The organism is Streptomyces sp. NPDC001492, from assembly GCF_053597275.1.
Window position 1 is genome coordinate 49,477 of sequence record NZ_JBSFHW010000014.1, and the last position, 26,972, is coordinate 76,448.

Consider the following 26,972-nt stretch of genomic DNA (forward strand, 5'->3'; position numbering starts at 1 on the left):
GTTCTCCTGCTAGTCGGGAAGCTGGTCCAAACCGTAGGCACGTAGAGCAGCCTTGGTTGCGGCCTGTACGTCCCGTTCATCGAAGGCCTTGGCCAGGGCCTTCCGGTCGGCCTCGGCCATCTCTGCGGGGTCGGGGACGCGGATCTTTCGCAGATACTGCGCCTGGAAGCGGAGCGTGCCGCCCCGCATCTTGACTGCGTACGCTTCCACGAATGCCTGGGCAACCTTGGAGAGCAGCAATCCGCCCAACACCCGCAGGTCCCACGTGTCAGACACGATGAAGTACAGGTTGTGGTGAGGGTACAACCCGCCCTGGTCGAGCACGGGGTGGATGGTCAACTTCATGTCCGGGAACAGCAGCTTCGGACGCCGAGTGAGACCGTGATCAACCTTATCGATCGTTTTGTACCAACGGCTGGGCTGCTTAACGGCGATGTACCGCTTGGCGAGCTGCTCGCGGTGCTCTTCGAAGTACGCAGCGAGCCTCGGATACGCGTCAAGATCAACAAGCTGGCCGCTCGTGGTCCACGGGTTGACCAGGAAGGTGCCCTTCCAGTTCAGCGAGCCGCTGGTGGTGTCTCGGACCATGGCCATCGGGAGCAGCCGATCGGGCTCCACCAGGTCGCGATCATGAGTGAGGAAGATCTTGTCTGCTCCCGTGGCGATCCCGATGCCAACCCGAGTTCCCGTGGTCTCGTCTTCCAGGAGACGGAACCGATCACTGAGGTCTTCCAGCATGGCTAGTCGGGCGGGAGAGGCTGCCGGCCACGAGTCCTCTCCGGGGAACCAGTGAGGCAAGCGGGCCGCATGGTAGGAGGGTTCCTTGACCAGATCCTGGTCCGCATCGGTAACCCATGCACGAAACTCTTCAGCCGCTCGCGCATCGAAGGCACGCGTAGTGTCCGCCGCGATGGCCTCGCCTTGAGGGGCATTCCTGATGATGGTGATTGCCGGATAGGCGGACACCTGTTCCTGGAAGGCATCCACGTCATGCATGGTCAGGACCAGGTCCATTGCGTATTGGCGGGTCACAAGCTGACGCAGCGCCCGACCGTATTGGTTGCGCATCCAGCGGTCCGCGCAGATAAAGGCGAGCCTCCCGTCTGGTTTGAGGCTGCGTAGCCCGATCTCGTAGAAGCCGATATAGATGTCCGCTCGACCGCTCATCGTCGGGCAGCCTCGGCGATAGGCGGTCATCCGCTCATCGGGGACGTCTTCGAGACGGATGTATGGAGGGTTTCCGACAACGTAATCAGCGGGGGCCACGGGTGAATCCTGTAGCAGAAAGTCACCCTGCTTGATCCAGGATCGGACGACCTTCTCGACGTCCGAGGCGTCCCATCCATCGCTGACGAGCTGCGCCGAGATGGTCTGGCGACTGTGGTCGATGTTCTGCTCGACAAGATCGAATGCCTCGACTGCGTCGATGGCATCGAGAAGGGACCTATCGTGCGCTCGGCAGGAGGCACTGATTCGGGTCGCGATCGCGCCAAGGAACGCTCCGTGACCGCAGGCAGGCTCCAAGATCCGCAGCGCGGTGAGATCCTGCTCTTCGGTGTAACCGACCAGGTCCAAGATGGAATCGACTACCCAGCGTCGCGTAAACACCTCGCCGTGCTGAACCGCTTCTCGGAGCGATTCGGGAACCGGGAGGGGCTTGGTCTCGATGTCAAAGAGTGCCTGAGCTGCCACGTGGTGACCCTACCGCTCTCGCACCACCTTGGGCGTCACGTATCGCGAGCGCAGCGAAGCCGTCGGCACGCCGACGGCTATCCGCTTCGCTGAGAGATCATGGACGGTAGGCGCGGGGCCCAGGGAGTTGTTTCATGGGCCGCCCCAACCGCGCCACCCGGGCTGCCATCACCCAGCGCCGCGCCGACGCGATCGACCTCAAGCTCGCTGGCGTCGACTGGCTGGCGATCGGCCGCAAGCTCGCAGCCGACCCAGCAATCAATTCGGACGGTGTCGCGTACCCGCAGGGGTATGGCATCGACAAGTACAAGCGGGGTCTGGAACCACCGTCCGACAAGCGCCTAATCGAGCTGGCCTGCAAGGACGTCTCCAAGGCCCTTGTGGAGCGAACCACCGTGCTGGACGAGAACACCGACGAGCTGCGCCAGCTCATGGTGGAGCGCCTCGAGCGCCTCTTCTTCACTGTCTACCGGGCCGCGATCCGCAGCGGCGACTACCAGGCCGTGGACCGCGCCGTGCGGATCATCGAGCGCAGCAGCCGCCTCCTGGGACTCGACCGGCCCGTCCGAACGGAGCTGTCAGGTCCGGACGGTGGGGCGGTGCAGGTCGAGACCGCAGGACTAGAGGAGCTGGAGCGGCTGATCAGCCTCGCCGGGGGCGATGCGGGCGAGGGTGGCCAGGGCTGACGAGGCCGCGGTCCTCCAGCTCTACCGGTCGCTTCCCGTACAGCGCCGCCGCGAGATAGCCGCAGCCTCCACCCCCGAGCTTCGTGCACAGCTCGTACGCATCGAGCGCGAGTTGGCGATGGACCGCTCCCCCGGGGCGATGGCCGCTGTCCTCACGGACGGGCGGGAGATGCAGGCCCCGCACCTGGCAAAGATCGACGCAGCGTTCGAGCAGGTCGCTGCAGGGAAGCCGACGAAGCTCCTGCTGACGATGCCACCTCGGCACGGCAAGAGCCGCCGCGCCGCGAGGTGGGCTCCGCTTTGGTATCTGCGGCGTCGCCCTGAGCACCGAGTGATGATCGCCTCCTACTCCTCCGACCTTGCCGATGATCACGGCCGGTGGATCAGGGACGCGATCCTCACCTACGGCCCACAGATCGGCATCAGCCTGCGGCCCGGGTCGTCTGCCGCGAACCGTTTCGACCTGGCCGGCACGGAGGGCGGCGCGGTCATGGCCGGTGTGGGCGGTGGCCTCACCGGCAAGGGCGCGCACCTGGCCGTGGTGGACGATCCGATCAAGGACGCCGCCGAGGCCTCCTCCCCTACGATGCGCAAGCGGTTGTGGGAGTGGTGGCAGGCTGTCCTGCTGACTCGTATCGAGCCCGGCGGCTCGGTCATCCTGATCCAGACTCGCTGGGACGAGGACGACCTCGCCGGCCGGGTCTTGGCGGACGAAGGCGACCGGTGGACGGTCATCGACCTACCCGCCCTTGCTCTGTCCGAGGACGACGCTCTCGGCCGGTCGGTCGGTACCCCCTTGTGGCCAGAGCGGTACGACACCGACGCGCTCGCAGAGATTCGCCGTTCCGTGGGCGAGCGAGTCTGGTGGTCCCTCTATATGCAGCAGCCGCGCCCGCAGGACGGCGGCGTGTGGCAGTGGCAATGGATCACCGGTAACCGCATCAGCGCAGCCCGGTTCCGCGGCATCGATCTGGCCCGGATCGTCGTCGCTGTCGACCCGGCAGGCGGAGAGTCTGCCGTCGGTGACGAGACCGGCATCGTGGCAGCGGCCAGCGACCGCGAAGGGCACCTGTATGTCCTCGATGACCGCTCCGGCAACCATGGCGCCGACGCGTGGGGGCGGAAGACCTGTCTCCTCGCGATCGAGCTGCGCGCGGACGCCATCGTGGTGGAGGCAAACTACGGCGGCGATATGAGCCGCCAGATCCTCCAACAGGCCTGGCAGGAACTCCAGCGCGAGCAGTGCACCGAAAACATGCTGATGCCCGCGGTTCTGCCGGTCACCGCCAAGCACGGCAAGCGGCTCCGAGCGGAGCCGATCGCGCAGCTGTACGAGCAGGGCCGAGTGCACCATGTTGGCGAATGGCCCACCCTAGAGCAGCAGATGGTCACCTGGGTGGCCGGCATGGACAGTCCGGACCGGATGGACGCCGCTGTGCACGCGCTGACGCAACTGGCAGATCCACAACACCGCCACGCCAGCTCGATGTCCTATCGGGATGATCGGCTGGCACAGCGCCGCTGATCCATAGCGCCAATCGCTCAGAGGGCGGTACGTGGCCTGATGTCCGTTTCGCGCTTTCGGGAAGGGTGTGCAGGTTGGCCGCCATGGTGCCGGGCGGTTGATCCCGGACACGAAGCCCTTCGAAATGGCGGGGCTGCGGGTGGGTCACATCCCGATGTGGCTTACGGGACGCACCAGGACCGTCGTCATCGGACTGCTCTCGCCAGCGCAGATACTCCACGCTCTGCCATGCCACGCGCTGGCCTCGATCTGCTCAGCCCGTCTGATGCACCCCGCAAAGACGGCCTGCGTCGATCCAGCACTGCGGAAAATGGATCGCCGCAGGCGAGCGTAGTCTCCTACGGTGCCCGAATGCAGATCGTCGTGACGCTGGACTGTGTTGATACCGAGGCACAAGCGGAGTTCTGGCTCGCCGCCCTCGCACCGCTGGAATACCGGCGTGCCCTCGACGCACCTCCCTACCTCAGCCTGACCGGGCCCGCGCCGGCGCCAACTCTGCTCTTGCAGCGAGTCCCGGAACCGAAGCACGGGAAGAACCGAATGCATCTCGACATCGACTTCGGCACTGCCAATCTGGCCACCGAGGTTGACCGACTCGAACGACTGGGTGCCCAGCGAACCTCTGGAGAAGAGAATGAACACGGCTTCCGATGGGTCGTACTCACCGACCCGGAAGGTAACGAGTTCTGCGTCTTCTCCCCGCCATCAGGCGCCAGCACGGAGTAGCCCACGACTCCGCCTCTCATCGCGGAATGTTACAGATCACCGGTTCTGACACAGCTTCTTACGGCCGCGGCTGGGTGAACAATCCCTGCTCGATCTCGACCAGGATTCCGCGCTCGGCCAGTCGCTTGAGTTTCAGGCGGGTGTTGTTGATGTTGTTGGGCGCGATCTCCAGGTCCATCGCTTGACACACCTGCCGCGCTCGCAGCGGCGCATCGGCTGCGGCGAACACCGCCATGATCTGCTGATAGGCAGGATGGTCCGGCAGCTTCGGGACCGGCGGCGCGGGCGGCTGTGGATCGGGCAGCTCCAGTAGCGTCTTGCGGGTGATCCGGATCTCTTCGGCGGCCCGGCCGAGCTCGTCCAGCTGAGCAGTGAGCTGCGCGATCTGTTCCCTCGTCGTCTCGGCCTGAGTGGCGATCTCCCCCTCTCGCTCCTCCAGGCGCGCCAGCACCGCGCCGAGGGTCAACTCCCCGCCACTCATGCGCTGCGCCAGGACGGCGCGGTGGCCCCGGTCAGCCGGCGCAGTATCACCGCGGTCATCGCCCAGTACACCCGCGACTCGCAGGTGCGGGGCAGGTGCTCATAGTCGCGCACCAGCCGACGGTGCAGCATCAAGATCCCGTAGGCACGCTCCACGATCCACCGCTGGGGGATCGGAACAAAACCAATCTGCGCGATATTGCGCTCCACGACCTCTACCTCGATGCCCACCTTCTGCCCATGTGCGACGACGGCGTTCTTGAAGCCCTGGTCGACCAGGGCCTTCTCCACGGTGTCGGTGTCGGCGACGACCTTGTCCAGCAGCGTGATGCCGACGGCGTTGTCGTGCACGGACGCGGCCACCACGACCACCGCGATCACCAGCCCCAGGACGTCAACGGCCAGGCCGCGCTTGCGGCCCGGCACTTTTTTTGCCGCATCACGCCCCGTCGACTGCGCGGGCACCCCGGCCGCAGCGTGCACACTTTGGGTGTCGAGCACCACCAGGCTCGGGTCGGCCTTCCGCCGCGCCTTCTCCCGCACCTGCCAGCGCAGCAGGTCATGGATGGTCTGGTCGGTGCCGTCGTCGCGCCAGGTGTAGAAGTAGTACTTCACCGCGCCGGGCGGCGGGAAGTCGTGCGGGAGCAGGTCCCACTGGCAGCCGGTGCGGCCCTGGTAGAGCAGCGCGTTGACGATCTCCCGCATCGCGTACCGGCCCTGATGGCCGCTGACCGAGGGGTGCACGGCCTTCCACGCCGTGATCACCGGCTCAACCAGCGTCCACTGCTCGTCAGACAGGTCGGACTTGTAGGGCTTGCGCTCACTCACGGCAACCAGCCCAGCACGCCCACTGCCGCCGAAGGGGCCCGGATACCGTCCTGCCACACATTCAGGTGACGACAAAAACACCTACACACTCACATACCGCTCTCTGAAAGGCGGAGTACGTGGAGGGTTTCACCGGGCTCTGGCACTCGATCGGCGAGAACGTGCTTGCTGACGTGCTGGGTTCGTTCATCGTCATGGGGTTGGTGACTGGCGTCGGCAGGCTGTGGCGGCGCGTCCGTCCAGCCCGCTCGGCGCACCGTCCAGCGGAAGCACGCCCAGATTCCGAACGGACGTCATCGGACCCGTCGTAGATCAGTTGCATGCCTCCTGCAGGGTCCCGGCCTGCCCACGATGAGCACGGGCCCGCGTCACCTACCCTTGAACGGTGGCGCGGGGCTGACGATGGGACCTGTCCCCCGTGGGCCTACGCACTTTCCTGACCGACGCCTGGTCGTGGCTCAACTACAAGCCGGTAATGGCCGGCACTCACGATGGGCGCCCGCACCAGGCCCTCTCACCCGCGCTGCAGGCAACCTGGCTCCCCGACGATGCGGTGCGCCGCCTGGCGGCTTACAAGCTCCTGGCGGCCTACGACTCCAACCAGGCAGGCGAACTTGCCACCCTGGCAGGCAACGAGACCGCAGCCGAGCGAAGGGAGTTCGGAGACCCAGCAACTTTCGTAGACACCGCCCTCGCCCATCTGCTGGGGAAGACGCAGCAGATCGTCGTGCCGGGGGCCGAGCACGCAGGCGCCGACGCGACACCCGAATCAGCAGCTGCTGTCGAGGTACAGCAGCGACTGCGGGAGTGGGCGGAGGCGGAGCTGCTGCCGTTGCGGATGCAGGCCGCCGAACGAAAGGCCGTGCTGCTCGGCGACGGGCTGTACCTGCTGGCCTGGGATCCTGAGAAACGCCGTGTTCGGCTCAAGACCTACGACCCAGGGTTCTACTTTCCCGTCCTCGACGACGATGCCGACCCCGGGGACTATCCCCGCCGTATCCATCTGGGCTGGGAGATACCCGCGGACCCCAAGCGCGGGCTGAAGCCGAGGGTCCGCAGGATCACATACGAACTGGGACCCGTAGTCCCAGCTACCCGCAGCAGCACCGACGGGAACGGACAGGCGAGGCGGCGTCCGATCGTGGGCGGCACGGGCAGCCACGCTCTCGAGGTCGGCGACCGGTACGTGCCGGAGTCTGATCACATCGAGCGCACCTACCCGTGGGCGCCCGACCGGCCTTCGAACGTCACCTGCTATCTGACGGACGCTGAGTGGTTCCTCGACGACCTGCGCCACGGGCAGAGCCTTGACGATCTGCCACTGGACAAGGCGCACTTCCGGACTCGCCCCGACGGCGAAGTCCTGCATCGCCTGGACCTGCAGCTCGACTTCATCCCGATCGTCCACATCAGCAACACGGTCGCCGACGGCGAGCACTTCGGACAGTCCACCCTGGCAAAGGTCATGCAGGCCCTGGACGAGTTGGCTGAGACCGACACCGACTCCGCCCGCGCCTCCGCGACTACAGGTGCGCCCATCATCGGTCTTGCCGGGGCACGTGCCGAAGTCGATCGCGTTACCGGCCGCCCCAAGCCCCTGGCAGTCGAGCCCGGCACGGTCTTCCAACTCGCCGACGGCGGACGCATGGACGTCCTCGATACTTCTGGCCAGCTCTCGGAGCTACGGGCCAGGGTCGAGGAGATCCGCGACCGTGCAGCCGTCAACGCCCGCTTGCCTGCCGTGAGTCTGGGCACCGTCGACCCCTCCGATGTTCCGAGCGGCTACGCGCTCCAGCTTTCACTCGGGCCGTTGGATTCCCTGGTGGACGCCATGCGTCTGGCCCGCGCCCACAAGTACGCCCTGCTGCTGAAGATGGTGCAGCGCATCCATCAGGCCGGCCGAGCCGAAAGCTGGCCCGCGGGCCAGCCGCTGGCCGCGCGCATCGTGTTCGGCCCGCACACCCCGACCGACCGAACAGCGATCCTCGATGAGGTCGTCAAGGGCGTGTCCGCCGGAGTGCTCTCTTTGGAGACCGGGATCCGCATGCTGCAGGACGCCGGATACCCGATCGAGGATGCGCGAGAGGAAGTCAGCCGGATCACTGCTCGGCAGGAAGCCCCGGCGCAGGAGCGTCATCCGACGGCAGTTGCGTCCTCCTCATCCCTTCCCGCTGCTGATCAACGGGCTGACGAAGATGCTCTTCTTCGACGGTGACGAGGTTCCCTCCACCTACCTGAACCTTGTAGGTGCCTTCGCCGCCAGGCAGGCCCTCGATACGCGTCACGTAGAAGCACAAAACTGCGATGTCGCCGTACGAGCTGGGCAGCACCTCGCCGGTGCTGGACTCGATGCCCAAGGCCAACTTGCTTTTCGGAGGCGTCGTAGATAACAACGGCCTCCCCCGCAAGATTGGGAGTGCATTCGCCGCCCTCGCCCTTGGCCCCGGGGTCCGTCACGGGTGACGCACCCGACCAAGGCGGTGAAGGGGCTACGGTCCACCCACGGCTCCCATGCCCACAGGGAGACTCCGGCAGCGACGACCACGGCGGCCGTGACCCCCCATATCGCCGCACGGCGCTTCTTGAGCGGCTCGGAGTCCTTCGCTAGGGACATAGCAGGAGATACCAGGTTAGACCCTTGGACATCAGACATGAGTTGATCATCTCAGGTTTGCGCCGACTGACAGCCAACGCAGCCGTGTGCAGACGTGGTTGGCCTACGAGATCCGAGTGGCCAGTGCCGGCAGCGGATGTGTTCTTGGCATCCGTAGACTCGATCACGGCGCGGGGCCGTCGTGGGAGTAGCACCACTTGATGACCCACAGCCTGCCCGCTCCGCGTACCGTGCTCGGCTACCGCCAGGACGGCCGCCCCATCTTTCCGGTTCTCGGCGCCTCTTCCGACGATCCATCGAACGACGAAGTTACCGTCAACATCAGCCAGAAGCAGCTCAATACGCTGATGGCCCGGGAGAAGGATCAGGGCGGCCGGGCTGCGGTGCGTGGCCTGATCGAGAAGCTCGGCTTCTCCAATACCAGCGCGCTTGAGGAGTACCTCGCCGGTGTCCGGCAGGCCGAGCAGGAGCAGCTGTCCGAGGCGGAGCGCCGCGAGCAGGCGGTGATCGAACGGGAGAAGGCTGCTGTCGCTCGCGAAGCTGCGGCTGTTGTTCGTGAGCGTGACGCTGCTCGCCGAGTTGCCCTCGCCGGTATTGGGGCGACTGGTGCCGACCTGGACGACGCCGTGGCGCTCCTGCGCATCCCGGACGACGCGGACGGCAACGCCCTCAGCGAGGCGGTACAGGAGCTGAAGACTCGCCGCCCCGAGCTGTTCGCCAGCGTCCCCGCAGGCGCCCGGCAGCTTCCTGCAGCTCCTGGCGGCGCACCTGCCTCCGTCCCGCCGCCGCGCCCCGGCGGTGTCGGCCACAAGCCCGGTTCGGCCGGTCTGGAGATGGCCCGGCGTCGCGGCATCCTCCCTCCGTCCGAGTAACAACCGATTGGCCCTGGTTCGGGTCTTGTTGGGGACCACGCCCCTGCCTTCCTCCTCGTGGACCGCGCCACAACCGGTGAGTGCGCGACCGCACCCAGTACCACCAGGAGAAGCGGCGTTGATCCAGCCGTACACCACCTCCGTCACGGTGACCGCTGACCGGGACTGGCTCGCCTCCCGGCACGGCACCGACTCCACGGAAACCGTCACCCTCGATCTGTCGAAGTTCGCCAAGGGCACTCACTACGTCGAGCCGTCAGCGGGCCAGCCGCACGGCTATGTACGCTCCGGCCTCCCGATCGGCCGCATCATCGCCTCCGGTCTCTACGGTCCGTACGACCCAGCGGCGAAGGACGGCCGAGAGGTCCTCGCCGGCCTCGTCTACGCCGAAGCGGCGTTCACGCCCGGCACCACCAAGGTCCCCGCGGCGTTGTTCTGGCACGGCACGGTGAAGACCTCCAAGATCCCCGGCGGAATCGACCCCTCGAAGATCACCTTTGACCCGTCGGGGGCGCAGATCCGCTTCCTCGGGGCGGTGAGCGCATGAGTGTCGCCGACCTCCTCAAGGGCGTCTCCGTCGCCGACCTGACGGTCTACGCCCGGTCCATCCCGACCCCTTCGGACTACCTCCTCACCCAGACCGTCTTTGGCGAGACGCAGGTGAAGGACGTGAAGTGGCGGGTTCGCCAGTCCAAACGTCGCGTCAACACCGCCTCGTACCGCGCCTATGACGCGTCCGTGCCGTTCGCGAAGCGGCAGGCCGAATCCACGCAGACCGAAGGCACCCTCCCGGCACTGGGCCAGAAGCTCCTGATCGGCGAGATGGAGCAGCTGCTCCTCGACGCTTCCCGCGGCGCAGACGACGACCGCCTGGTGGAGTTGCTGTACGACGATGTGGAGCGGCATGTTGAGGCGATCCGCTCCCGCCTGGAGCTCGCCGCCGGTGATGTGCTGCTGGACGGCAAGTTCAGCCTGGCCGGCGAAAACGGGCTGACCGTCGAGGTCGACTACGGCGTACCACAGGCCAACATGCCGACCGCCCCGAAGCCGTGGAGTGCCCCGGACGCGGATCCGATCGCGGATGAGCTGCGGTGGATCGACTACCTCGACTCGATCGGCGCGCCCGCGCCGGAGATGGTGCTCACCTCTCGTAAGGCGTGGTCGCACCTGGCCAGCAACCAGTCCTACCGCGCCGCCTATTACGGCACCCCGGCCGGCGGTCAGACGCCGACCGCGAACCTCAACCCGGAGCAGATCAACGCCGTGCGCGGTACGTACGGTCTGCCGCCGATCACGTTCTACAAGGCGCAGGTGTGGCAGGACGACATCTCGAAGCGGGTCCTTCCGGATGACCGGTGGATCATGCTTCCGCCCGACCGGGCGAAGTGGGGGCAGACCCAGTACGGCACCACCACCGAGTCCCTGGCCCTGTCCCGCGGGAAGAACCCGCAGATCGACCGGGAAGACGCCCCGGGCATCGTCATCACCCGTGATGTCGAGGATGATCCGGTGCAGATTTGGACCAAGGGTGCCGCCGTGGCGATGCCGGTTCTGTACTCGCCGGACTGCCACATCACCGCCACCGTCCTGTGAGCGCCGCCGTCAAGTCGCTCGGAGTGCTCGCCGCGAGCGTCCATGTTCTCGACCCGGTCGAGCGCATCCCCATGGTGCTGCTCGCCGGCGAGCCTGTGACGGACCCGGCGGTAGCCGAGCAGATCACCAACCCGCGCTGCTGGGAGGGCGAACAGCCGCCCTCGCGTGACGCAGCACCCAATAAGCCGTCTGCCCGGAAGGCGAAGCCCGCCTAGGGCAGACCCGCGTGGTGGGGAGAAGCGGGCGCCTCGATCCTCCCCACCACATCTCATGGATCAGGACCTGTGTGAACAGCGACGTACTGCGCTGGCTCCAAGCCCAGCTCGGCCCCGAAACCGACTCCATTGACCTCGCCGACCGCTACGAGCGACTGCGATCAGCCAAAGCGGTAGCTCTGGAGATCATTCATGAGCGCCTCGCCGCGCTCCTCGCCGAACCGTTGAAGGTCACGGTCAACGGGGTCGCCACCATCGACAACTCGGCCAACGTCTCCGCCCTGGAACGCCGTGCAGCACTCATCGTTGATGAGGCGGCGCCCGACGAGCCGGTCAACGCGGACCACGGCCTTCTGACCACTGTGCCGTTGTGCGCCAGACGAAGGCGGTGAACGCATACTCGTGTTCCCGGATCAGGAGTGACCGGCAGCCCGACGCGGCTACTCGGAGGGTGCGTGCCTGAGTTGGGATCGGGTCGTTCAATGGGCACAAGAGGGATGGGTAGTTCTGGCGGGGCGGCGAGAGATGCCGTACGACGGCTCGTCCGAGTGGTCGGAGAATCCACATGCGTGGCGCGTTCTGTATGCCGGATAGTGGCTGCATGGATACGGTTGTCGTTGCCCGCGCCGTTGTAGAGGAACGGCATCCTGCCGCCCGAGCAGCGTTTTTGGGAGGCAGCGTGCTGACGGAACGCCGCACGCCCTTGTCCGACTTGGACATCGTGGTGCTGTTGCACGGCACGCCGGCTCCGTACAGGGAGAGCCTGCAGGCGGGCGACTGGCCCGTGGAACTCTTCGTGCACACCGAAGAGTCCTGGCACGAATTCGTGGGCCGGGAAGTCCGCAAGCGCCGGTCCCCGCTGCTGTGGATGTGTGCGGACGGCGAGTTGCTCTTCGACGTGGATGGGCTCGGCGCGAGTGTGGCTGCCGAAGCGAGGAAGCTGGCCCTCGCGGGTCCGCCTGCGGCGACAGTGGAGGAGATCGAGGACTTCCGTTATGGGATCACGGATCTCCTGGACGATCTCGCTGGGTGTACCGATGAGGGTGAGCGGCTGTTTATCGCCTCAGAGCTGGCGAGGCGGACAGGCGAACTGGCCCTGGCGCTCGGCGGGTCATGGGGTGGTGGCGGGAAGTGGCTGGCACGTCGCCTCGATGACACGGCACCTGGCCTCAATGCGCGCCTGCACCACGCTGTCCGTGAGGCGTTGAATGGGCAGACCGAAGCCCTTGCTGGCGTCGTTGAAGACGTCCTGGCCTCTGCTGGAGGGCGACTGTGGATCGGGTGTCGGCGCAGCGGGACTCCGTGACTGGCGGCGATGGGTTGCGGGTGACCTCGATCGACACCGTAGGCGGCTCGTCGGCTCTACCGTGGAGCGATGGCTGAGGCTGTGCAGGGTCGCGCTGCGTTCCAGGTGTTGGTGCTGCCGTACCGGCAGACTGAGGGAGGGCTGCTCTACGCCTTGTTCCGTCGCTTGGACGGCGCCTACTGGCAGGGGGTGGCTGGTGGTAGTGAGGCGGGAGAAACACCGCTCCAGGCGGCCAGGCGAGAGGCCGCCGAAGAGGCAGGCCTGGGCGGCGACTTCGAGTTCATCGAACTGGATGTGCAGGCGACGATTCCAGTGGTGAGTGTCACTGGAGAGTTCACGTGGGGGCCGGAGGTTTTGGTGATCCCTGAGCATGCCTTCGGCGTCCGTGCCGACTGCATCGCAGTTGGTGCTGTCCAGCGAGCACACCGAGTACAGCTGGTTCTCCCTCAACAGGGCAATGTCGGCGGTGCGTTGGGATTCCAACCGGACAGCGTTGTGGGAACTTGACCACCGTCTCCGCCACGGGAGGGTGTCCCGAGAGTCGTGAGGGCCATGGGGACGGCGAAGCTGCTCCGCCGTCCCCATGGCCTCGACGGCTGTGGACCCGGCCGCCCTGTCGTCGGTTCGGTGGCCTCAGTCGGTCAGGAGACCCGCGAGCTTCCCGATCGCGGTGTCGATGCGGGTCAGCGTGCGTTCACGGCCAAGACCGGCGCGATCGAGGGCGCCTGGCGCCAAGAAATCGGCGACCGCCTCGACATCACCGGCGCCCGCTGGGGCCTGGCCATCGCCGAAGCCGTTCTCAAACTCCGCGCCCTGCACGACAACGACGACTTCGACAAGCACTGGACCTTCCACCTCGCCCGCGAACACGAACGCCTCTACCCCACCCCCGACCGGCACAGCCACCAACTCACGGCCTGCCCCACGGACTTCCCCGAGCCGGAGCTACACCCAAGTACGATTCCAGCTCAAGTATGGGCTGCTTGGGGATGATCTGATCAACCTGCGCTGCATCGAGTGCGATCCGAGTAGCACAGGGCGATACTCGATAAGCCGACCGTGGGCACTCTCCACGAACACCCGCCGCCTATCGCCACAACTTCTGCAAGTCACCGCCGCACTCCACGCCAGACGATCAGGGGACTTCAGTGGAACCGATGACCGTAGTGCTCGATTGCGCTCCTGAGACAGTCGACCCGATTGTTGCGCTCTTCACCGAAGCCGGGGCACCTACGCAGTCGACACCGCAGCGGAACCTCGACGGTACGGCGGCAGCGTCTTGGTTGGTGGTTGCGACGATCGTTGCCAAGCAGATTCCTGACACGCTTCGAGCGTTGGCGGAGTTCCTCACACGCGATCGTGTCACGCGCATCGAGGTTGGCGATCTCGTCCTGGAGAATCCTCGTCCGCAGGACGTCGACGACATCCTCCGGCGGCTGGGACCTTCGGCCGGCGAATCCGCCGCGGGCGATTGATCCTCGACGAGGCCCTTCTCGCACGGCTGGTCCAACGACGGGTCGGTGTCGCGGCGCGGGTGTGGGCCTATGGACGGGAACACTGGTCGCCGATGGTCGAGGCCATCCAGGTGGCCGAGGAACATCTCGGCCAGCCGATCACCGTGTTCTGGATCGACGGCGGGTTGCCCGAGACGTTTTCACTCCCAGGTCTGGATCCGCCTGTCGTGGTGTTCAGCGCCCGGCATCTGGAGATGCTTGCGTCGCTACGCGGGACCCTGTCTGCGGATCATCTAAGTGAAGAATTGGGAGCACGGGTCGCCGAGCGGCTGAATCTCCGCATCGTCGCCGAGCTGACCCTGCGCCACGGGGACGTGGCCACGGCGTGCTACTTGTTCCTCGAATCGGCGCTGAACGAGGGGTTTTTCGCACCGCTGGTGACGCTTGCGGATCTGGAGGCCCGACCTGTGGACGAGCTCTACATGGCGTTCTGGTTCTACGGGCTGTTGCACGAGTGTGGGCACGTCGTCCTCGCCCACGACCGGGGATCATCGACTGATTGGAGGGAGATCAACCTCGCTGACCTGATCGAGCGTGTCATCGACGAGTCGTTTGGCGACGAAGCAGCCACAGCACGCGAGTCGATACGTGCCGCCGGAACCACTCGATCCCTTGATCTTCAAGTGCTGATGGAAGAAGTCCGGGCCGATGTGCTCGGGGTGCGACTGCTGTTCGCCGCGGCGTTTCGGGTCCTCGGGCGGGCGGACGCGATCACCAATGAGACCGCCGGCCGCCTGGCTGTCGAGGTGGTGACGATGTTCGGGCTGTTCCACTACATGAACGGGTGCGCGCAGATCGCGCGGGACGCTTCCCAGGAGTTCGAAGGCGGGCTGGACAAGGACCTCGGATTCAACGTGGCGAACGCTGTCCGGCTCAACGTGGTCGCCGACGCGCTGGCCGATGACCTGGCGGCGGCTGTGCTCGCCTCTGGCGATGATGGCGAGGAGGCAGAGGAGACATACGAGCGCATCCGCACGTGGATCCTCGATGTCGTCAGCGAAGCCATAGAACGGCAGGCGGCCTTCGACCGCGGCCACCACCAGGCCATGCGCCTAGTGCTCTACGCCAACGAGCGCAGGGCCGACGTATACAGACGGCTCGCCGAGCACTTGTTGGCAAACGACGCGCGTGCCCTGTACTTCCAGAACGAGGCCAGGGCGTTTCTGGCACTGGCATCAGACCTGGGAGTCCAGCACCCGGACCTCGACCTGCTCGCCGCCATTGCCGGCGCTCCGCGCGATACGCACAGACTGGTGTCCGAGCATGCAATAACCTTCCGCCTGGCATGGGTGATGGGCGATGGAGTCGACCTCCCTCTGTGCGTGCCGCTGAGCGACGGACGACTGATCGTGTTCGTGTTCCTCACCGACGCAGTCGACCGGTACGTTGAGCGTGCACGGATATCGGCGCGACCTGGGTGGGCCGTCGGCAGGGCGGCGATTGTGGCCCCGACAGAGCACGAGGCCCGCATCAGCATCCATCGTCTGGTTGACCTGGACGCTCGGGACCTCACAGTCGTCTTCGAAGGCTCAGAAGCATTCGAGTTTCTGTCACGGAGCATCTTCCAGCACGAGGGCGGCGACGCGGTAGGACAAGCCACGTAGGCCAAGCAATCGCGCCCACTCCGCAAGTTCCAACTCCCGTGATCACCAGAAGCACGGCGCCTATGCGGAGCCCACACTCCACGCCAAGCACCACCCCAACCTCCGCTTGGCCCTCGGCTGTTCGGCCGCCGCCTGCTCTGCGTAGCCCTTCTCCTCGACCGCGTCGCGGACGTCTTCCCCGACGAGGGCGCCATCGCCGCCGGTCGGAATTCGCAGGAGGCCAGCAACCTGCTAAAGCATTGGCATCCCAGAGCGGGAATCCGCCAGGGGCCGAGCGTCGCGGCCACAAGCCCCGCGCTTCGGCCTCGCCGAGGATCTCGATGAACATCTCCCGGGTGATCTCCAGCCGCGACAAACCCACCTGCGCGCGCTCCGGCGGATCGGTCAACTCCGCGATCCGCTGCCGCAGTTCCCCGATCCGAGCACGAGCCGCCGCCTCCCGCGCATCCAGTTCCTCTCAGACCGCAGCCAGAAGTTCAAGTTCCCAGCTCAGCCAGTCCCTGAGGGAGAGCTACTACACCCATCTCCATTCCCGGGGCGTGCGCTGTTGATGCTGTTCCCGTTCTCCGACACCGCCGAGAACGATGCTCCGATTCGGATCCGCGTGGGGCTCGCACCTGAACGTCCCCTCGCGCCTGGAGGCCGCCGGGGAGGCCGGAATGAACACCGATGATCTTGTCGCTACCAGCTTGTTCGACTGACCGCGCGCCCGCAGGTCCTGACTACAGACGAGGCCGGGGACGTCTACCTGCCACCCGTTTCTGGTGCACGCTGCCCAGCATCACCGTGGGAGATTCCCACGGTGATGCTGGGCAGCCGCCGCTGTGCCCGGCCGAGCAGTATCACCTCGAACGCCCCTATAGCCACTATTCGCCCATGAAACTCGCTATCCGGAGCGGTTTGGGCAGGGCGGCCTGGCGAACCAGGCAGGCGCCGACTGAATGTTGCGACGTTGTGTCGGCAGGTTCCGGGCTCGCGCTGTCTTCGTGGGCGGCGATGAACAGCGAGGTCAGGATCGCGAAGCGGGCGTTTGAGTGGAGCCAACAGGCAGATCGTGCAGGCTTGGCCGCAGCATCGGTCCGGTGAGTTCTGGTGGGGCTTGCAGGCCATCCAGCAGTTGAATGATCTTGTCGATGTTGGTCAGCTTGCGGGCTCCGGACTCGAGCATCGACAGGAAGGGCTGGCTCAAGTCGGTGAGTGCGGCTATGTCGTCCTGGCGGACCCCGCCGTGCTGTCTGATCAGCTGACACATGTGCCCGAATTCGCGGTTGATCAAGGCTTGCCGGATGTCGGGTAACTGCCAGATGTCCATGGAGATGCTGCGTGCGGGCGGCTGGTTGTCGCGGGTACAACCGGAGCACACCTCCTCCTTGTTGTACCGGCTCAGACGGCATTGGCAGAGCGTGCAGAGCCGGGGGCCGCTGGCTTGCGTGGAGGTGCTTCTCGCGGTGTTCGCGACGAGGTGCTCCGTGCCCGACGGCGTCAGGGGAGCCTCTCGCGAGCGCCGAGACGAGTGACTGCCGCCTGTCCCATCCGCGCGTGCGTTCGGGCAGCTCCTGGATGTGCCGCCCCTGGCCTTCGTGCCGGGGAGCGTTGCGCTCAATCTCTGATCGGGCATCCGTACCCTCCGTTAGGCGGTGATTCCTCAGAGGGCGGTACGTGGCCTGATGTCCGTTTCGCGCTTTCGGGAAGGGTGTGCAGGTTGGCCGCCATGGTGCCGGGCGGTTGATCCCGGACACGAAGCCCTTCGAAATGGCGGGGCTGCGGGTGGGTCACATCCCGATGTGGCTTACGGGACGCACCAGGACCGTCGTCATCGGACTGCTCTCGCCAGCGCAGATACTCCACGCTCTGCCATGCCACGCGCTGGCCTCGATCTGCTCAGCCCGTCTGATGCACCCCGCAAAGACGGCCTGCGTCGATCCAGCACTGCGGAAAATGGATCGCCGCAGGCGAGCGTAGTCTCCTACGGTGCCCGAATGCAGATCGTCGTGACGCTGGACTGTGTTGATACCGAGGCACAAGCGGAGTTCTGGCTCGCCGCCCTCGCACCGCTGGAATACCGGCGTGCCCTCGACGCACCTCCCTACCTCAGCCTGACCGGGCCCGCGCCGGCGCCAACTCTGCTCTTGCAGCGAGTCCCGGAACCGAAGCACGGGAAGAACCGAATGCATCTCGACATCGACTTCGGCACTGCCAATCTGGCCACCGAGGTTGACCGACTCGAACGACTGGGTGCCCAGCGAACCTCTGGAGAAGAGAATGAACACGGCTTCCGATGGGTCGTACTCACCGACCCGGAAGGTAACGAGTTCTGCGTCTTCTCCCCGCCATCAGGCGCCAGCACGGAGTAGCCCACGACTCCGCCTCTCATCGCGGAATGTTACAGATCACCGGTTCTGACACAGCTTCTTACGGCCGCGGCTGGGTGAACAATCCCTGCTCGATCTCGACCAGGATTCCGCGCTCGGCCAGTCGCTTGAGTTTCAGGCGGGTGTTGTTGATGTTGTTGGGCGCGATCTCCAGGTCCATCGCTTGACACACCTGCCGCGCTCGCAGCGGCGCATCGGCTGCGGCGAACACCGCCATGATCTGCTGATAGGCAGGATGGTCCGGCAGCTTCGGGACCGGCGGCGCGGGCGGCTGTGGATCGGGCAGCTCCAGTAGCGTCTTGCGGGTGATCCGGATCTCTTCGGCGGCCCGGCCGAGCTCGTCCAGCTGAGCAGTGAGCTGCGCGATCTGTTCCCTCGTCGTCTCGGCCTGAGTGGCGATCTCCCCCTCTCGCTCCTCCAGGCGCGCCAGCACCGCGCCGAGGGTCAACTCCCCGCCACTCATGCGCTGCGCCAGGACGGCGCGGTGGCCCCGGTCAGCCGGCGCAGTATCACCGCGGTCATCGCCCAGTACACCCGCGACTCGCAGGTGCGGGGCAGGTGCTCATAGTCGCGCACCAGCCGACGGTGCAGCATCAAGATCCCGTAGGCACGCTCCACGATCCACCGCTGGGGGATCGGAACAAAACCAATCTGCGCGATATTGCGCTCCACGACCTCTACCTCGATGCCCACCTTCTGCCCATGTGCGACGACGGCGTTCTTGAAGCCCTGGTCGACCAGGGCCTTCTCCACGGTGTCGGTGTCGGCGACGACCTTGTCCAGCAGCGTGATGCCGACGGCGTTGTCGTGCACGGACGCGGCCACCACGACCACCGCGATCACCAGCCCCAGGACGTCAACGGCCAGGCCGCGCTTGCGGCCCGGCACTTTTTTTGCCGCATCACGCCCCGTCGACTGCGCGGGCACCCCGGCCGCAGCGTGCACACTTTGGGTGTCGAGCACCACCAGGCTCGGGTCGGCCTTCCGCCGCGCCTTCTCCCGCACCTGCCAGCGCAGCAGGTCATGGATGGTCTGGTCGGTGCCGTCGTCGCGCCAGGTGTAGAAGTAGTACTTCACCGCGCCGGGCGGCGGGAAGTCGTGCGGGAGCAGGTCCCACTGGCAGCCGGTGCGGCCCTGGTAGAGCAGCGCGTTGACGATCTCCCGCATCGCGTACCGGCCCTGATGGCCGCTGACCGAGGGGTGCACGGCCTTCCACGCCGTGATCACCGGCTCAACCAGCGTCCACTGCTCGTCAGACAGGTCGGACTTGTAGGGCTTGCGCTCACTCACGGCAACCAGCCCAGCACGCCCACTGCCGCCGAAGGGGCCCGGATACCGTCCTGCCACACATTCAGGTGACGACAAAAACACCTACACACTCACATACCGCTCTCTCAGAGTGGCGTCAGTTGTGACGAAGGACCCGGACAGACTGTCCGGGTCCAATTACTCATGCTCTCCGCTTCATTGATGGGCGGTCAGGACAGAGCCTCGCTCACCTCGTCCAGTACGGCTTCCCACGGGTACCGGCGCCCGGGCATCCCTGCCCGCGGCTCGGCGAGTGGCCATACCTCGGCCCCGTAGATCAACCGCACCCCTGAATCGCGAAGGGCCTTGATGTGTCCCTCCCAGGCGGGGTGGCGGGCATGCGCGGCGTTCACCCGGGGCCAGACGACGACAGGCAGGTTCGGTGTCCCGATGGCTTCGTTGACTTGCGTCAACGCCTGGTTGTCAGAGATCCCCAGGGCGAGCTTGGCGACGGTGTTGGCGCTCGCCGGGGCTACGACGTAGCAGTCCACTGGCGGATGGGGCCGGGAGTCCTTCGGCAGGCGTGGTTCGGACCGTACTGGAAGCCCGGTCAGCCTTTCGAGCTCGGTGGTTTCCCCGCTCGTGCGGAGCCACTGCCCTGCGGTTGGCGTGAGCGTGACCGCGACCGTCCAGCCCCGTTCGAGTGCCGGGGCCACAAGCCCTGCACGCAGCTCCTCGATCCCGCCGGTGCTCGATCCGACGACGCCCAGCACCTTGCCCTGCATCGAACTCACTGCACCGCCCTGCATCGTTGGGCCATGGCCAGCAGCTCGGACGAGTGGCTGCCGCCCGTGACCGGGGACTGCTTCCTCAAGTCGCGAAGGGTCTCGCGCACGCGTGGATTGTTCCGCACGAGCTGTGGCGAGGTTCGTTCGGCCTCCCGCAGCTCGCTGAAGGAATCGTCTACGCGGCCCCTGAGGCAAAGGGCGCGGGCGTAGTCGATGCGATGGGAGACGGCACGCTCCGCCGGCATGTGGGAGACGTCGATGCCGCCGTGCTCGACGACGTACGGGATGTTCTCCAGGTCAAGCTCGATCGACAGGCGGTGCAGCACGACGTTCGTCGGGCCGAAGCACGTCTGCCATTGGTTCTCGTCGGACCCGAGCCGTTCGGCGAGCCGATCTGCTTGCTCCAGCAGGGAGTTGGCGGTGGTGCGATCCTGATGACGTGCGGCGGCCACAGCAGCTCGTAGATGAATCATGCCCAGCAGGCTCAGGGCGGCTGGATCATCGTCGTGGGCCTGACTGACGAGCCAAGCTGCTGCGGTATCACCGAGTTCGAGGGCGTCCGAGTAGCGTCCGTTAGCCAGCAGTGCGTGCGTACCGGAGCGGGCGGCGGAGACGAGCGACAGCGGGTCCTCGGATTCGTCGGCGGCGCGCATAGCGCGCTCTGCCGCAAGCCACGACAGGTCGGACTCGCCGATCTTAGCGAGGGTGGTTGCCGCCAGGTGATGCGTACGAGCCGAGACGGCGAGGCCGCGTCTCCGCTCATCGCCAGGTGGAAGGTCTTCCAACTCCTGCGCAGTTCTCAGCAGGCCGGGCAGGGCGGCGATGACGTTGCCAAGGACGCCAGCTTGATAGTCGCCCCAACTGCGCTCGACGAAGACCTGCGCCTGCTCTGGCCGCGGCAACTGCCGATCCGCCGTGGGACCGAACAACAGCTTGGAGAGCCGCCGAGGGCTCATCAGCGCATCGCGTACGGCCGGCACGTCGTCCATGTGCCTCTCCTCGTCCTCCAGGAGGACGGGCTGTCCCATCAAGTCGCCGAGTGGGACCCGCAGCACATGAGCGAGCTCAGCGAGCTTGTCGATCCTGGGCGGCTTCCGTACGCCTCGCTCGATCTTCGACAGCCAGTCGGTGCTGTGCCCGACGAGACCAGCGAGCACAGGTTGCGTGTAGCCCCGGCGCTCGCGGTAGAACGCGATCCGCTCTCCGATGGTTAGGTGATCACCAAGACCACGCATGCGCGCTGCCTCCCCACTTCGGTCTGTCATTCACGGTAGCGGCCGAGCAAGCCGCGAGATCGGGAAGCGATCCGGGCTGCGATGCCATGGTCAACATCCGCCCTCGGGCCTGGAACAGGCCAGACACTTTGTCCGGGTACATCCACGAGCGAGGCAGCACGTCGAGCTGGTCTCCGACCAGCACGACAACATGCACCCTGGGGAGATCGAGACTTCTCTCCTCCTGGATGCATCGCCGGAGCTGATGCTGCCCGGCTACGAAGGCACCGGTCACAACGGCGGCCCCCGACGCCTTCTTCTGCCTGCTGGGATAGTCATCTACACGGGGTCTAGCGTGATCTGTCACCCGCCCTATGCCACGGCGGGCGAGGGCAAGGCGATCTCGAGCAGCATCGAGAAAGGATTCGCTGCTCGTCTAGAAGCATGGGCGAGGACAGTCATCGCGAGATCCGCTCCGGAGTCGGGATTGACCCTCGACCTTGTACAGGGCCCAGAGTGCTGGGTGTGGAGAACGACATGCGCAGCATTGGCGAGATGGCCCGCGGCAGCGGACTGAGCGTGAGCGCCCTGCGGTTCACGACCGTGCCGGCGTGCTGGCCCCGGCCTGGGTGGATCCAGCGAGCGGTTACCGCTGGTACGAACTCGGGCAGCTCGAAGAAGCCCGGCTGCTGGCCCACTTGCGCCGGGCCGGGATGCCATTGGCGGACATCCGGCTGGTGCTGGCCAGCTGGTCCGGCGCGGACACCGATCTGGTCGGGAAACTGCTCAAGGCGCACCTGCGCCGCCTCGAACAGGGACTGTCCGATGCCCGCAGCGAGTTCTCCGCGCTCCGAGCACTACTCGATCACAGGGAGAACGTCATGACTTCGCTCCGCGTCGCCACCGTCCGGCTGTCCATCGCCGCGCCAGAGCTGGCAGCCGCGCTGGACACCGTCCGTTTCGCGGCGAGCACCGACCTGGAGCTGCCGATGCTCTGCGGGGTCCTGTTCGACATCGAGGGCGAGAGCCTCCACGTCGTGGCCACCGACCGGTACCGAATGGCTGTCGCGCAGGCCGGTATCGCCGGACATGACGGGAGCCGAGTGCAGGTCATCGTGCCCGCCCCGCTCACGGACGCGATGCGGGCGCTATTGGACAGCGCGGGACCTGTGCGGCTCTCTGTCGACGGTGACCGCGTGACACTGGAGGCCGGGGACAGGCAGGCAGCCGGTCAGTGCCTCGACCACGACTTCCCCGACTACCGTCGTCTCCTCCCCCAGGCCGCAGGGCGCCGCACCGTCGTCGAGGTGGCGGCCTTCCGGAAGGCCCTGGAAACCGGTCCTGTCCGCACTGGAGATGCCGGAACGCACGACCTCAGCGTGCTCAGGGTGGAGGACGGCGGCATGGTGACCCTCTGCACTGACGGCGACGAAGACCCGAACCGCGTCGCAGTCAACCGTGAGTTCCTGTTGGACGCGCTGGCCGCCGGGGCCCGGGACCGACTGATTCTGGAGCTCGACGCCCCCACAACACCGATCGCGATCCGCCGGCTCGACGATGAGGGCACCTTCTCGATCCTGATGCCGGTCCGCCTGGAGGAATGACAGTCGTTCACCCTGATCCGGCCCGCCCAGACCAATCGGACGCAGCCGGATCAGGGTGCTGGCGAACCCATTTATGGCGGGCGATGTTGCCCAGCGGGCCGCGCCGTAACAGTGTCGACATGGTCCGACGGACCGTAGGTTCTAAGAACGCGATCCATCACAGACGCACTCAGGGCTACGCTGAGCTGATCAGTCCGGTCGTGCGGGAGGGCGCCGCTGTGGGGGATGATTCGACAAACGACGCACCTGTGGTGCGTGTTGAAACCGTAGAACTCAACGGGCATGGAGCTCGGCAGATCGGAAGCCGCACACGGCAGTCTGCGTCTTTGGCCGACCGCTCTGACGAACTACAAGAAGCGATTGTCCAGGCTTCGACAATCGCGCAGGATTCTCTGGCTCAGGTTCCACAGCGGCACGGCTGGTCAGTCACCAGCTTGGAGGTTGTCTTCGGGATCACGTTGGCGGCCGAAGCCGGAGTGATCCTTTCGAAGGCGTCAGCGGAAGCCTCCTTCGAAGTGACGCTCACCGTGGAACGGGCCGTAGACACGCCATGACCGACTGGCACTACTGGGTGCGGATCCGCGAGAACGGCAGGCATCTGGGCGCCGGCTTCCTCGTGACTCGGGTCTTCGTGCTCACAGCTATGCATTGCCTCCGTCAGGTGTCCTCGGAGGACGCCCGGCTGGAAGTCGAACTAGCCGACGGACAGGTCATGAGCGGTCGGTTGTGCGACTCAGTCAAAGAGGTCGATCTCGCCTTGATAGCCATCGAAGGCGCACATGCATTCGATCTGCCACTTGCACCGCCGACGGACTGGCCGCGACCGCAGGTGAGATGGAGCGGTGCATATTGCCCGCCGGGTGAGAACACGCAGCTGAGCGGTCGCGTGACACATGCACCGATCAACTACGGCAGCACAGAGGGCGGCGAGTTCAAAGGGATTCAACTGACAGTCGACCAATTACTTGGTGACTACTCCGGGTACTCCGGCAGTCCGGTGGACACCGATCCCGTCAAGTCTGGGCGATCCGATCCCTTCGAGCGCGAAGAGCGTCCGGTAGTGGGGATCCTCATGGAACAACAGTTCACCCGTGAGGATCCCGCTACGGGAAGCAATGTTCTGGTCGCAGCGTCGGTGCGGCACGCAATGGATCTTTTCCCGCACTTCAGCATCGACTGGCTGCGCAACGGGGGCCGCGCCCCGGGTCCGCAGCGTGCTGCAAGCCAGGAGCCCTCGGAAGCCGCAGAGGAAGCGGCAGCGCAGCGCGCGGCACGGGAGGCCGATGTCGTACTCAGATCGCTGCGACGATGGGAGGAGGCGGGGCTCATCACATCGACGGAGGCTCAGGAGCAGCGGCGCCGCACGCTGCGGCAACTAGGCGATGGCGCACTGGGAGGTGACGGTGATGACTGAAACCTCCACCATGCTGTGGCAGCACAGGATCAGTGTCGCGGAAAGAGCGGTAAGAGGCGACCATGAAGCCCTGGCGCCGCTTCGGGAGGAGGTTCTCCGCCTCACCGAAGACCCGAGCCTCCTGAACACTCCGGCCGCCGCAGGCCATATGTCCTACTTTGTCGCCTTGTTGCGTGAGCTGGGCCGGGTAGGGGGGCCGGATTACGCGCGCACGCTGGGCGTGATCGGCCAGTGGGTAAAAGGCGGCTTGGTTCCTCCGGAACATCAGTGCGTCGTGCATAACAGAATCGCCACCGTGCTCGCCGAAGGCGGGGCCGAGCACGAGGCCCGCGAGGCCCTGACGGCTGCGCAAGTTGCAGCGCATACAGAGCTGGAGCGGGCCTACACGCTCGCCCAACTCGGCTCCATCGAGGCCCGCCTCGGAAACTGGGGACGCGCGCGTGGGTACGCCGAGCAGGCTGCACGCCTCATCCCGGCAGCAGGCAGTGAGGAGGCATGGCTGGACGTGTCAATGCGGACGACCTCCGTGTTCTTCCGCATCGAGCACACCTCCAGAGACCGGGATCACCAGCGCGTGGAGCTCCTCGCCCAGAAGCTCGTGGATATCTGCGGGCAGCAGATCGACCGCTGGGGCAGTGATCACCCTCGAACATTAGAAGCCGTCGTCGTCATGGCCTCGGCACAGCATGCGATCGCCGAGATACGAGCAGATCTGGAGGCCATGGACCGGCTAACCGACGTCCTAGCAACGGCGGTGCAACGGTCCGCGACCATGCTCGGCGCACGGCATCCTCAGGCCGGATCCGCCCGCGCCGCGCTCGCGGAAGCCCATCAGACCACCCAACGCGTCCGCGAACAGCAGCGCCATTCCGTTCGAGCTCGTCCGCTGGCTCAGTCCGCGCTGGACGGTTCAGGTGTGCAGCCGCGCCAGCCGGCGCAAGGGAGCGAGCGCGAGTCTCCCGTGGCCAACACCGCCCGGGTCACCACGGTGGAGCCTCCTACGCCAGCCGGTGAAGCTGCTAAGGATCTACGGGATCTCGTTACCCGGGCTCGGTGCGTCCTGTTCGGGTTTGACGGGCCGATCTGCCGTCTGTTCGCGGGGTATTCAGCAGAATGGGCAGCGGACGGCTTGGTGGAATGGCTCGAGGGGCAGGGCCTGCGTGGTCTGTTGACGGAGGCCGAACGGGATTCTCCGGACCTGCAGGTCATCTTGCACGCTGTCGACCGAAGGCACCCGGGCAGCGACTTGGTGTCGGAGTTGGAGGAGCGGGTCACTCGCGAGGAGATGAGTGCGGTGTCCTCAGCGATGCCCACAGCGTACGCGGACCCGCTGATCCGTACCTGGACAGCCGTCGGTGCACGGCTTGCGATCGTCACGAACCACTCCTCGCGGGTGGCCCAGAAATACCTGAATAGCCGCGGCCTCATGGAGTGCTTTGCCCCCCGCATCTACGGACGTACCGCGGCGCTCGATAGCCTCAAACCGAACCCGCACAACCTGAACCGGGCGTTGAGCGCCATGGGAGCGATGCCTTCGGCCACGTTGATGATCGGCGGCGCGCCTTCAGACTTCATCGCTGCGAGCAGCGTCGGCGTCTCGTTCATCGGCTTTGCGCGCAACGAACGGACGGCCAAGCACTTGAGGGAGGCTGGTGCCGAACTGATAGTGGAGTCACTGGAGCCGGTGTTGCGAGTCGTCCGCGGCGGATGAACACTCTGACGCTGACTGGCGTCCCCTAGGTCCCGTCAGCATCCCCGGGAGAGTCGCTTCACACAACTCTCCTACCTGCTCAGGATCACTGGTCCGGTGTGTGGGAATAGCCGCACTAAACGGGCGGCTCGTGACGTCCGAGCCAGCGGAGGGGTGGGCGTGGGCACGGTAGATGTGCTGGTGGGGGTAGGCGGGACCGTGATCGGTGGAGTGCTCGGTCACGTGTTGGCTCTGCGCCAGCAGAGCCTGATCTGGCGGCGAGAGGATCGGCGACTCGTCCAACAACGCGAACACGCCGAACGGATTGATTTCGGCGTTGAGGTGCGCTTCGTGAGCGTGCATGGGGACACCTGGCTCGTGGAGCTGGCTGCCATGCTCGACAACAAGGGCCAGGTACAGTACGCGACTAGCCATCTGACCTTTGAACTCCGTTGCGTGTATCCCGAGGACCCCCTGATCACCGGCGCAGACATCGGTGGCCAAGTGCTAATCCCCCACGTCCTGATCACGGGTTCCTGGCTGCCGCAGGGGTGGGTCGCGACCTTGATTGAGCCGGGGCTGACCACGCGGTACAGCTTCGTGGCCAGCGTGCCGCGAAGTGCGACGGCCGTACTGCTGCACGGCGCCTTCCGTTATCGAGCGGGAAATGACGCCAGCCATCACACCGCCGAATCATTCCACGCTGTCCCCGAATCCCCAGGCAGTGAGTGAGCGAGCAGCCGCGTTTCGGACTCATGGCGAGAGGGAGGTGCAGGAAGCACTGTTCACTCGTGACTTCGGCAGGTTGTGTCAACTGGTGCGTGTGGCAGGCGACTTACGGCAGAGCGACATGGCTGTACTCACACGGCTGAGCCAGGCCTTCTTGTCCACGCTTGAGTCAGGTGGGCGACGGCTGACGAACATAGACAAGATCGTCGAGCTCCTTCCAGGACTCGGTGCTCCAGCGAAGCTCACCGGCCCCATGCT

The 26,972-nt window shown here is 65.9% G+C and carries 26 protein-coding genes and 3 pseudogenes; 21 read left to right on the forward strand and 8 right to left on the reverse strand.

The genetic code is table 11. The annotated features are described in order from the left end of the window. Positions 1 to 9 precede the first annotated feature (9 nt). On the reverse strand, positions 10 to 1,692 hold the full coding sequence (locus tag ACWC1K_RS19415) for an Eco57I restriction-modification methylase domain-containing protein (RefSeq protein WP_450832820.1): 1,683 nt from the start codon (positions 1,690 to 1,692) through the stop codon (positions 10 to 12). Positions 1,693 to 1,826: 134 nt separating this feature from the next. Here ACWC1K_RS19415 and ACWC1K_RS19420 point away from each other — a divergent pair, with 134 nt between their 5' ends. The 3 genes from ACWC1K_RS19420 to ACWC1K_RS19430 all read left to right on the forward strand — a co-directional run bounded on the left by ACWC1K_RS19420 (position 1,827) and on the right by ACWC1K_RS19430 (position 4,629). After that, the gene (locus tag ACWC1K_RS19420) at positions 1,827 to 2,378 is read left to right on the forward strand and encodes a hypothetical protein (protein ID WP_450832821.1); all 552 of its coding nucleotides are present in this window, start codon (positions 1,827 to 1,829) and stop codon (positions 2,376 to 2,378) included. Beyond that, positions 2,365 to 3,903, forward strand: coding sequence for a terminase large subunit domain-containing protein (locus tag ACWC1K_RS19425; RefSeq protein ID WP_450832822.1), 1,539 nt, complete (start codon positions 2,365 to 2,367; stop codon positions 3,901 to 3,903). Before ACWC1K_RS19420 ends, ACWC1K_RS19425 begins: the two co-directional genes overlap by 14 nt. Positions 3,904 to 4,254: 351 nt before the next feature. Next, positions 4,255 to 4,629: a VOC family protein gene (locus tag ACWC1K_RS19430; RefSeq protein ID WP_450832823.1), complete on the forward strand. Its 375-nt coding sequence runs from the start codon at positions 4,255 to 4,257 to the stop codon at positions 4,627 to 4,629. Between the two features lie 58 nt (positions 4,630 to 4,687). On the opposite strand, the gene ACWC1K_RS19435 is transcribed toward ACWC1K_RS19430, so the two are convergent. Continuing rightward, the gene (locus ACWC1K_RS19435; RefSeq protein ID WP_450832825.1) at positions 4,688 to 5,110 is read right to left on the reverse strand and encodes a hypothetical protein; all 423 of its coding nucleotides are present in this window, start codon (positions 5,108 to 5,110) and stop codon (positions 4,688 to 4,690) included. Beyond that, positions 5,107 to 5,937: an IS5 family transposase gene (locus tag ACWC1K_RS19440; RefSeq protein WP_450832827.1), complete on the reverse strand. Its 831-nt coding sequence runs from the start codon at positions 5,935 to 5,937 to the stop codon at positions 5,107 to 5,109. The genes ACWC1K_RS19435 and ACWC1K_RS19440 overlap by 4 nt, the downstream gene beginning before the upstream one ends. Positions 5,938 to 6,355: 418 nt before the next feature. Between ACWC1K_RS19440 and ACWC1K_RS19445 the strand changes: the two genes are divergently transcribed. The 12 genes and pseudogenes from ACWC1K_RS19445 to ACWC1K_RS19500 form a co-directional block, all read left to right on the forward strand. Further along, positions 6,356 to 8,152, forward strand: coding sequence for a hypothetical protein (locus tag ACWC1K_RS19445; RefSeq protein WP_450832828.1), 1,797 nt, complete (start codon positions 6,356 to 6,358; stop codon positions 8,150 to 8,152). Positions 8,153 to 8,751: 599 nt separating this feature from the next. After that, positions 8,752 to 9,423 carry a hypothetical protein gene (locus ACWC1K_RS19450; protein ID WP_450832829.1) on the forward strand — a complete coding sequence of 224 codons (672 nt, stop codon included), beginning with the start codon at positions 8,752 to 8,754 and terminating at the stop codon, positions 9,421 to 9,423. 118 nt (positions 9,424 to 9,541) lie between these two features. Further along, positions 9,542 to 9,970: a head decoration protein gene (locus ACWC1K_RS19455; protein ID WP_450832831.1), complete on the forward strand. Its 429-nt coding sequence runs from the start codon at positions 9,542 to 9,544 to the stop codon at positions 9,968 to 9,970. Then, positions 9,967 to 11,016: a major capsid protein gene (locus ACWC1K_RS19460; protein WP_450832832.1), complete on the forward strand. Its 1,050-nt coding sequence runs from the start codon at positions 9,967 to 9,969 to the stop codon at positions 11,014 to 11,016. Before ACWC1K_RS19455 ends, ACWC1K_RS19460 begins: the two co-directional genes overlap by 4 nt. After that, on the forward strand, positions 11,013 to 11,231 hold the full coding sequence (locus ACWC1K_RS19465; RefSeq protein WP_450832834.1) for a hypothetical protein: 219 nt from the start codon (positions 11,013 to 11,015) through the stop codon (positions 11,229 to 11,231). Before ACWC1K_RS19460 ends, ACWC1K_RS19465 begins: the two co-directional genes overlap by 4 nt. Before the next feature lie 71 nt (positions 11,232 to 11,302). Then, the gene (locus ACWC1K_RS19470) at positions 11,303 to 11,623 is read left to right on the forward strand and encodes a hypothetical protein (RefSeq protein ID WP_450832836.1); all 321 of its coding nucleotides are present in this window, start codon (positions 11,303 to 11,305) and stop codon (positions 11,621 to 11,623) included. A 209-nt stretch (positions 11,624 to 11,832) separates the two neighbouring features. Continuing rightward, the gene (locus ACWC1K_RS19475; RefSeq protein WP_450832837.1) at positions 11,833 to 12,537 is read left to right on the forward strand and encodes a nucleotidyltransferase domain-containing protein; all 705 of its coding nucleotides are present in this window, start codon (positions 11,833 to 11,835) and stop codon (positions 12,535 to 12,537) included. Between the two features lie 69 nt (positions 12,538 to 12,606). Then, positions 12,607 to 13,044, forward strand: coding sequence for an NUDIX domain-containing protein (locus ACWC1K_RS19480; RefSeq protein ID WP_450832839.1), 438 nt, complete (start codon positions 12,607 to 12,609; stop codon positions 13,042 to 13,044). Between the two features lie 198 nt (positions 13,045 to 13,242). Beyond that, positions 13,243 to 13,530 (forward strand): annotated as a pseudogene (locus ACWC1K_RS19485) (hypothetical protein); the annotation flags it as partial. A gap of 164 nt (positions 13,531 to 13,694) precedes the next feature. Next, a complete protein-coding gene (locus ACWC1K_RS19490; protein ID WP_450832841.1) occupies positions 13,695 to 14,012 on the forward strand; it encodes a hypothetical protein in 318 nt (105 codons plus the stop codon). A 92-nt stretch (positions 14,013 to 14,104) separates the two neighbouring features. Then, complete coding sequence (locus tag ACWC1K_RS19495) at positions 14,105 to 15,655, forward strand: hypothetical protein (RefSeq protein WP_450832842.1); 1,551 nt, start codon at positions 14,105 to 14,107, stop codon at positions 15,653 to 15,655. A gap of 156 nt (positions 15,656 to 15,811) precedes the next feature. Next, positions 15,812 to 15,907 (forward strand): annotated as a pseudogene (locus tag ACWC1K_RS19500) (GP88 family protein); the annotation flags it as partial. 757 nt (positions 15,908 to 16,664) lie between these two features. On the opposite strand, the gene ACWC1K_RS19505 reads toward ACWC1K_RS19500, so the two are convergent. Further along, positions 16,665 to 16,967, reverse strand: coding sequence for a helix-turn-helix domain-containing protein (locus ACWC1K_RS19505; RefSeq protein WP_450832844.1), 303 nt, complete (start codon positions 16,965 to 16,967; stop codon positions 16,665 to 16,667). A gap of 667 nt (positions 16,968 to 17,634) precedes the next feature. On the opposite strand from ACWC1K_RS19505, the gene ACWC1K_RS19510 reads away from it, so the two are divergent. Next, complete coding sequence (locus tag ACWC1K_RS19510) at positions 17,635 to 18,009, forward strand: VOC family protein (protein ID WP_450832823.1); 375 nt, start codon at positions 17,635 to 17,637, stop codon at positions 18,007 to 18,009. Between the two features lie 58 nt (positions 18,010 to 18,067). Here the strand turns inward: ACWC1K_RS19510 and ACWC1K_RS19515 are convergent, their stop codons facing one another. The 4 genes from ACWC1K_RS19515 to ACWC1K_RS19530 all read right to left on the reverse strand — a co-directional run bounded on the left by ACWC1K_RS19515 (position 18,068) and on the right by ACWC1K_RS19530 (position 21,298). Next, a complete protein-coding gene (locus tag ACWC1K_RS19515; protein WP_450832825.1) occupies positions 18,068 to 18,490 on the reverse strand; it encodes a hypothetical protein in 423 nt (140 codons plus the stop codon). Further along, the gene (locus ACWC1K_RS19520; protein WP_450832827.1) at positions 18,487 to 19,317 is read right to left on the reverse strand and encodes an IS5 family transposase; all 831 of its coding nucleotides are present in this window, start codon (positions 19,315 to 19,317) and stop codon (positions 18,487 to 18,489) included. The genes ACWC1K_RS19515 and ACWC1K_RS19520 overlap by 4 nt, the downstream gene beginning before the upstream one ends. 188 nt (positions 19,318 to 19,505) lie before the next feature. Continuing rightward, on the reverse strand, positions 19,506 to 20,060 hold the full coding sequence (locus ACWC1K_RS19525) for a flavoprotein (protein ID WP_450832846.1): 555 nt from the start codon (positions 20,058 to 20,060) through the stop codon (positions 19,506 to 19,508). 5 nt (positions 20,061 to 20,065) lie between these two features. Beyond that, the gene (locus tag ACWC1K_RS19530) at positions 20,066 to 21,298 is read right to left on the reverse strand and encodes a helix-turn-helix domain-containing protein (protein ID WP_351483440.1); all 1,233 of its coding nucleotides are present in this window, start codon (positions 21,296 to 21,298) and stop codon (positions 20,066 to 20,068) included. A 516-nt stretch (positions 21,299 to 21,814) separates the two neighbouring features. Here ACWC1K_RS19530 and ACWC1K_RS19535 point away from each other — a divergent pair. The 5 genes and pseudogenes from ACWC1K_RS19535 (at position 21,815) to ACWC1K_RS19555 (ending at position 26,717) form a co-directional block, all read left to right on the forward strand. Beyond that, positions 21,815 to 22,881: pseudogene (locus ACWC1K_RS19535) on the forward strand (DNA polymerase III subunit beta family protein). 119 nt (positions 22,882 to 23,000) lie between these two features. Beyond that, positions 23,001 to 23,435 carry a CU044_2847 family protein gene (locus tag ACWC1K_RS19540; RefSeq protein ID WP_351483441.1) on the forward strand — a complete coding sequence of 145 codons (435 nt, stop codon included), beginning with the start codon at positions 23,001 to 23,003 and terminating at the stop codon, positions 23,433 to 23,435. Next, positions 23,432 to 24,295 (forward strand): S1 family peptidase, encoded by an 864-nt coding sequence (locus tag ACWC1K_RS19545; RefSeq protein ID WP_450832848.1) that lies wholly within the window; start codon positions 23,432 to 23,434, stop codon positions 24,293 to 24,295. The genes ACWC1K_RS19540 and ACWC1K_RS19545 overlap by 4 nt, the downstream gene beginning before the upstream one ends. Positions 24,296 to 25,283: 988 nt before the next feature. Further along, complete coding sequence (locus tag ACWC1K_RS19550; protein ID WP_450833018.1) at positions 25,284 to 26,006, forward strand: HAD family hydrolase; 723 nt, start codon at positions 25,284 to 25,286, stop codon at positions 26,004 to 26,006. A gap of 159 nt (positions 26,007 to 26,165) precedes the next feature. Continuing rightward, entirely contained in the window at positions 26,166 to 26,717 is a 552-nt protein-coding gene (locus ACWC1K_RS19555) for a hypothetical protein (RefSeq protein ID WP_351483443.1), read from the forward strand. The last annotated feature ends 255 nt before the right edge of the window (positions 26,718 to 26,972 follow it).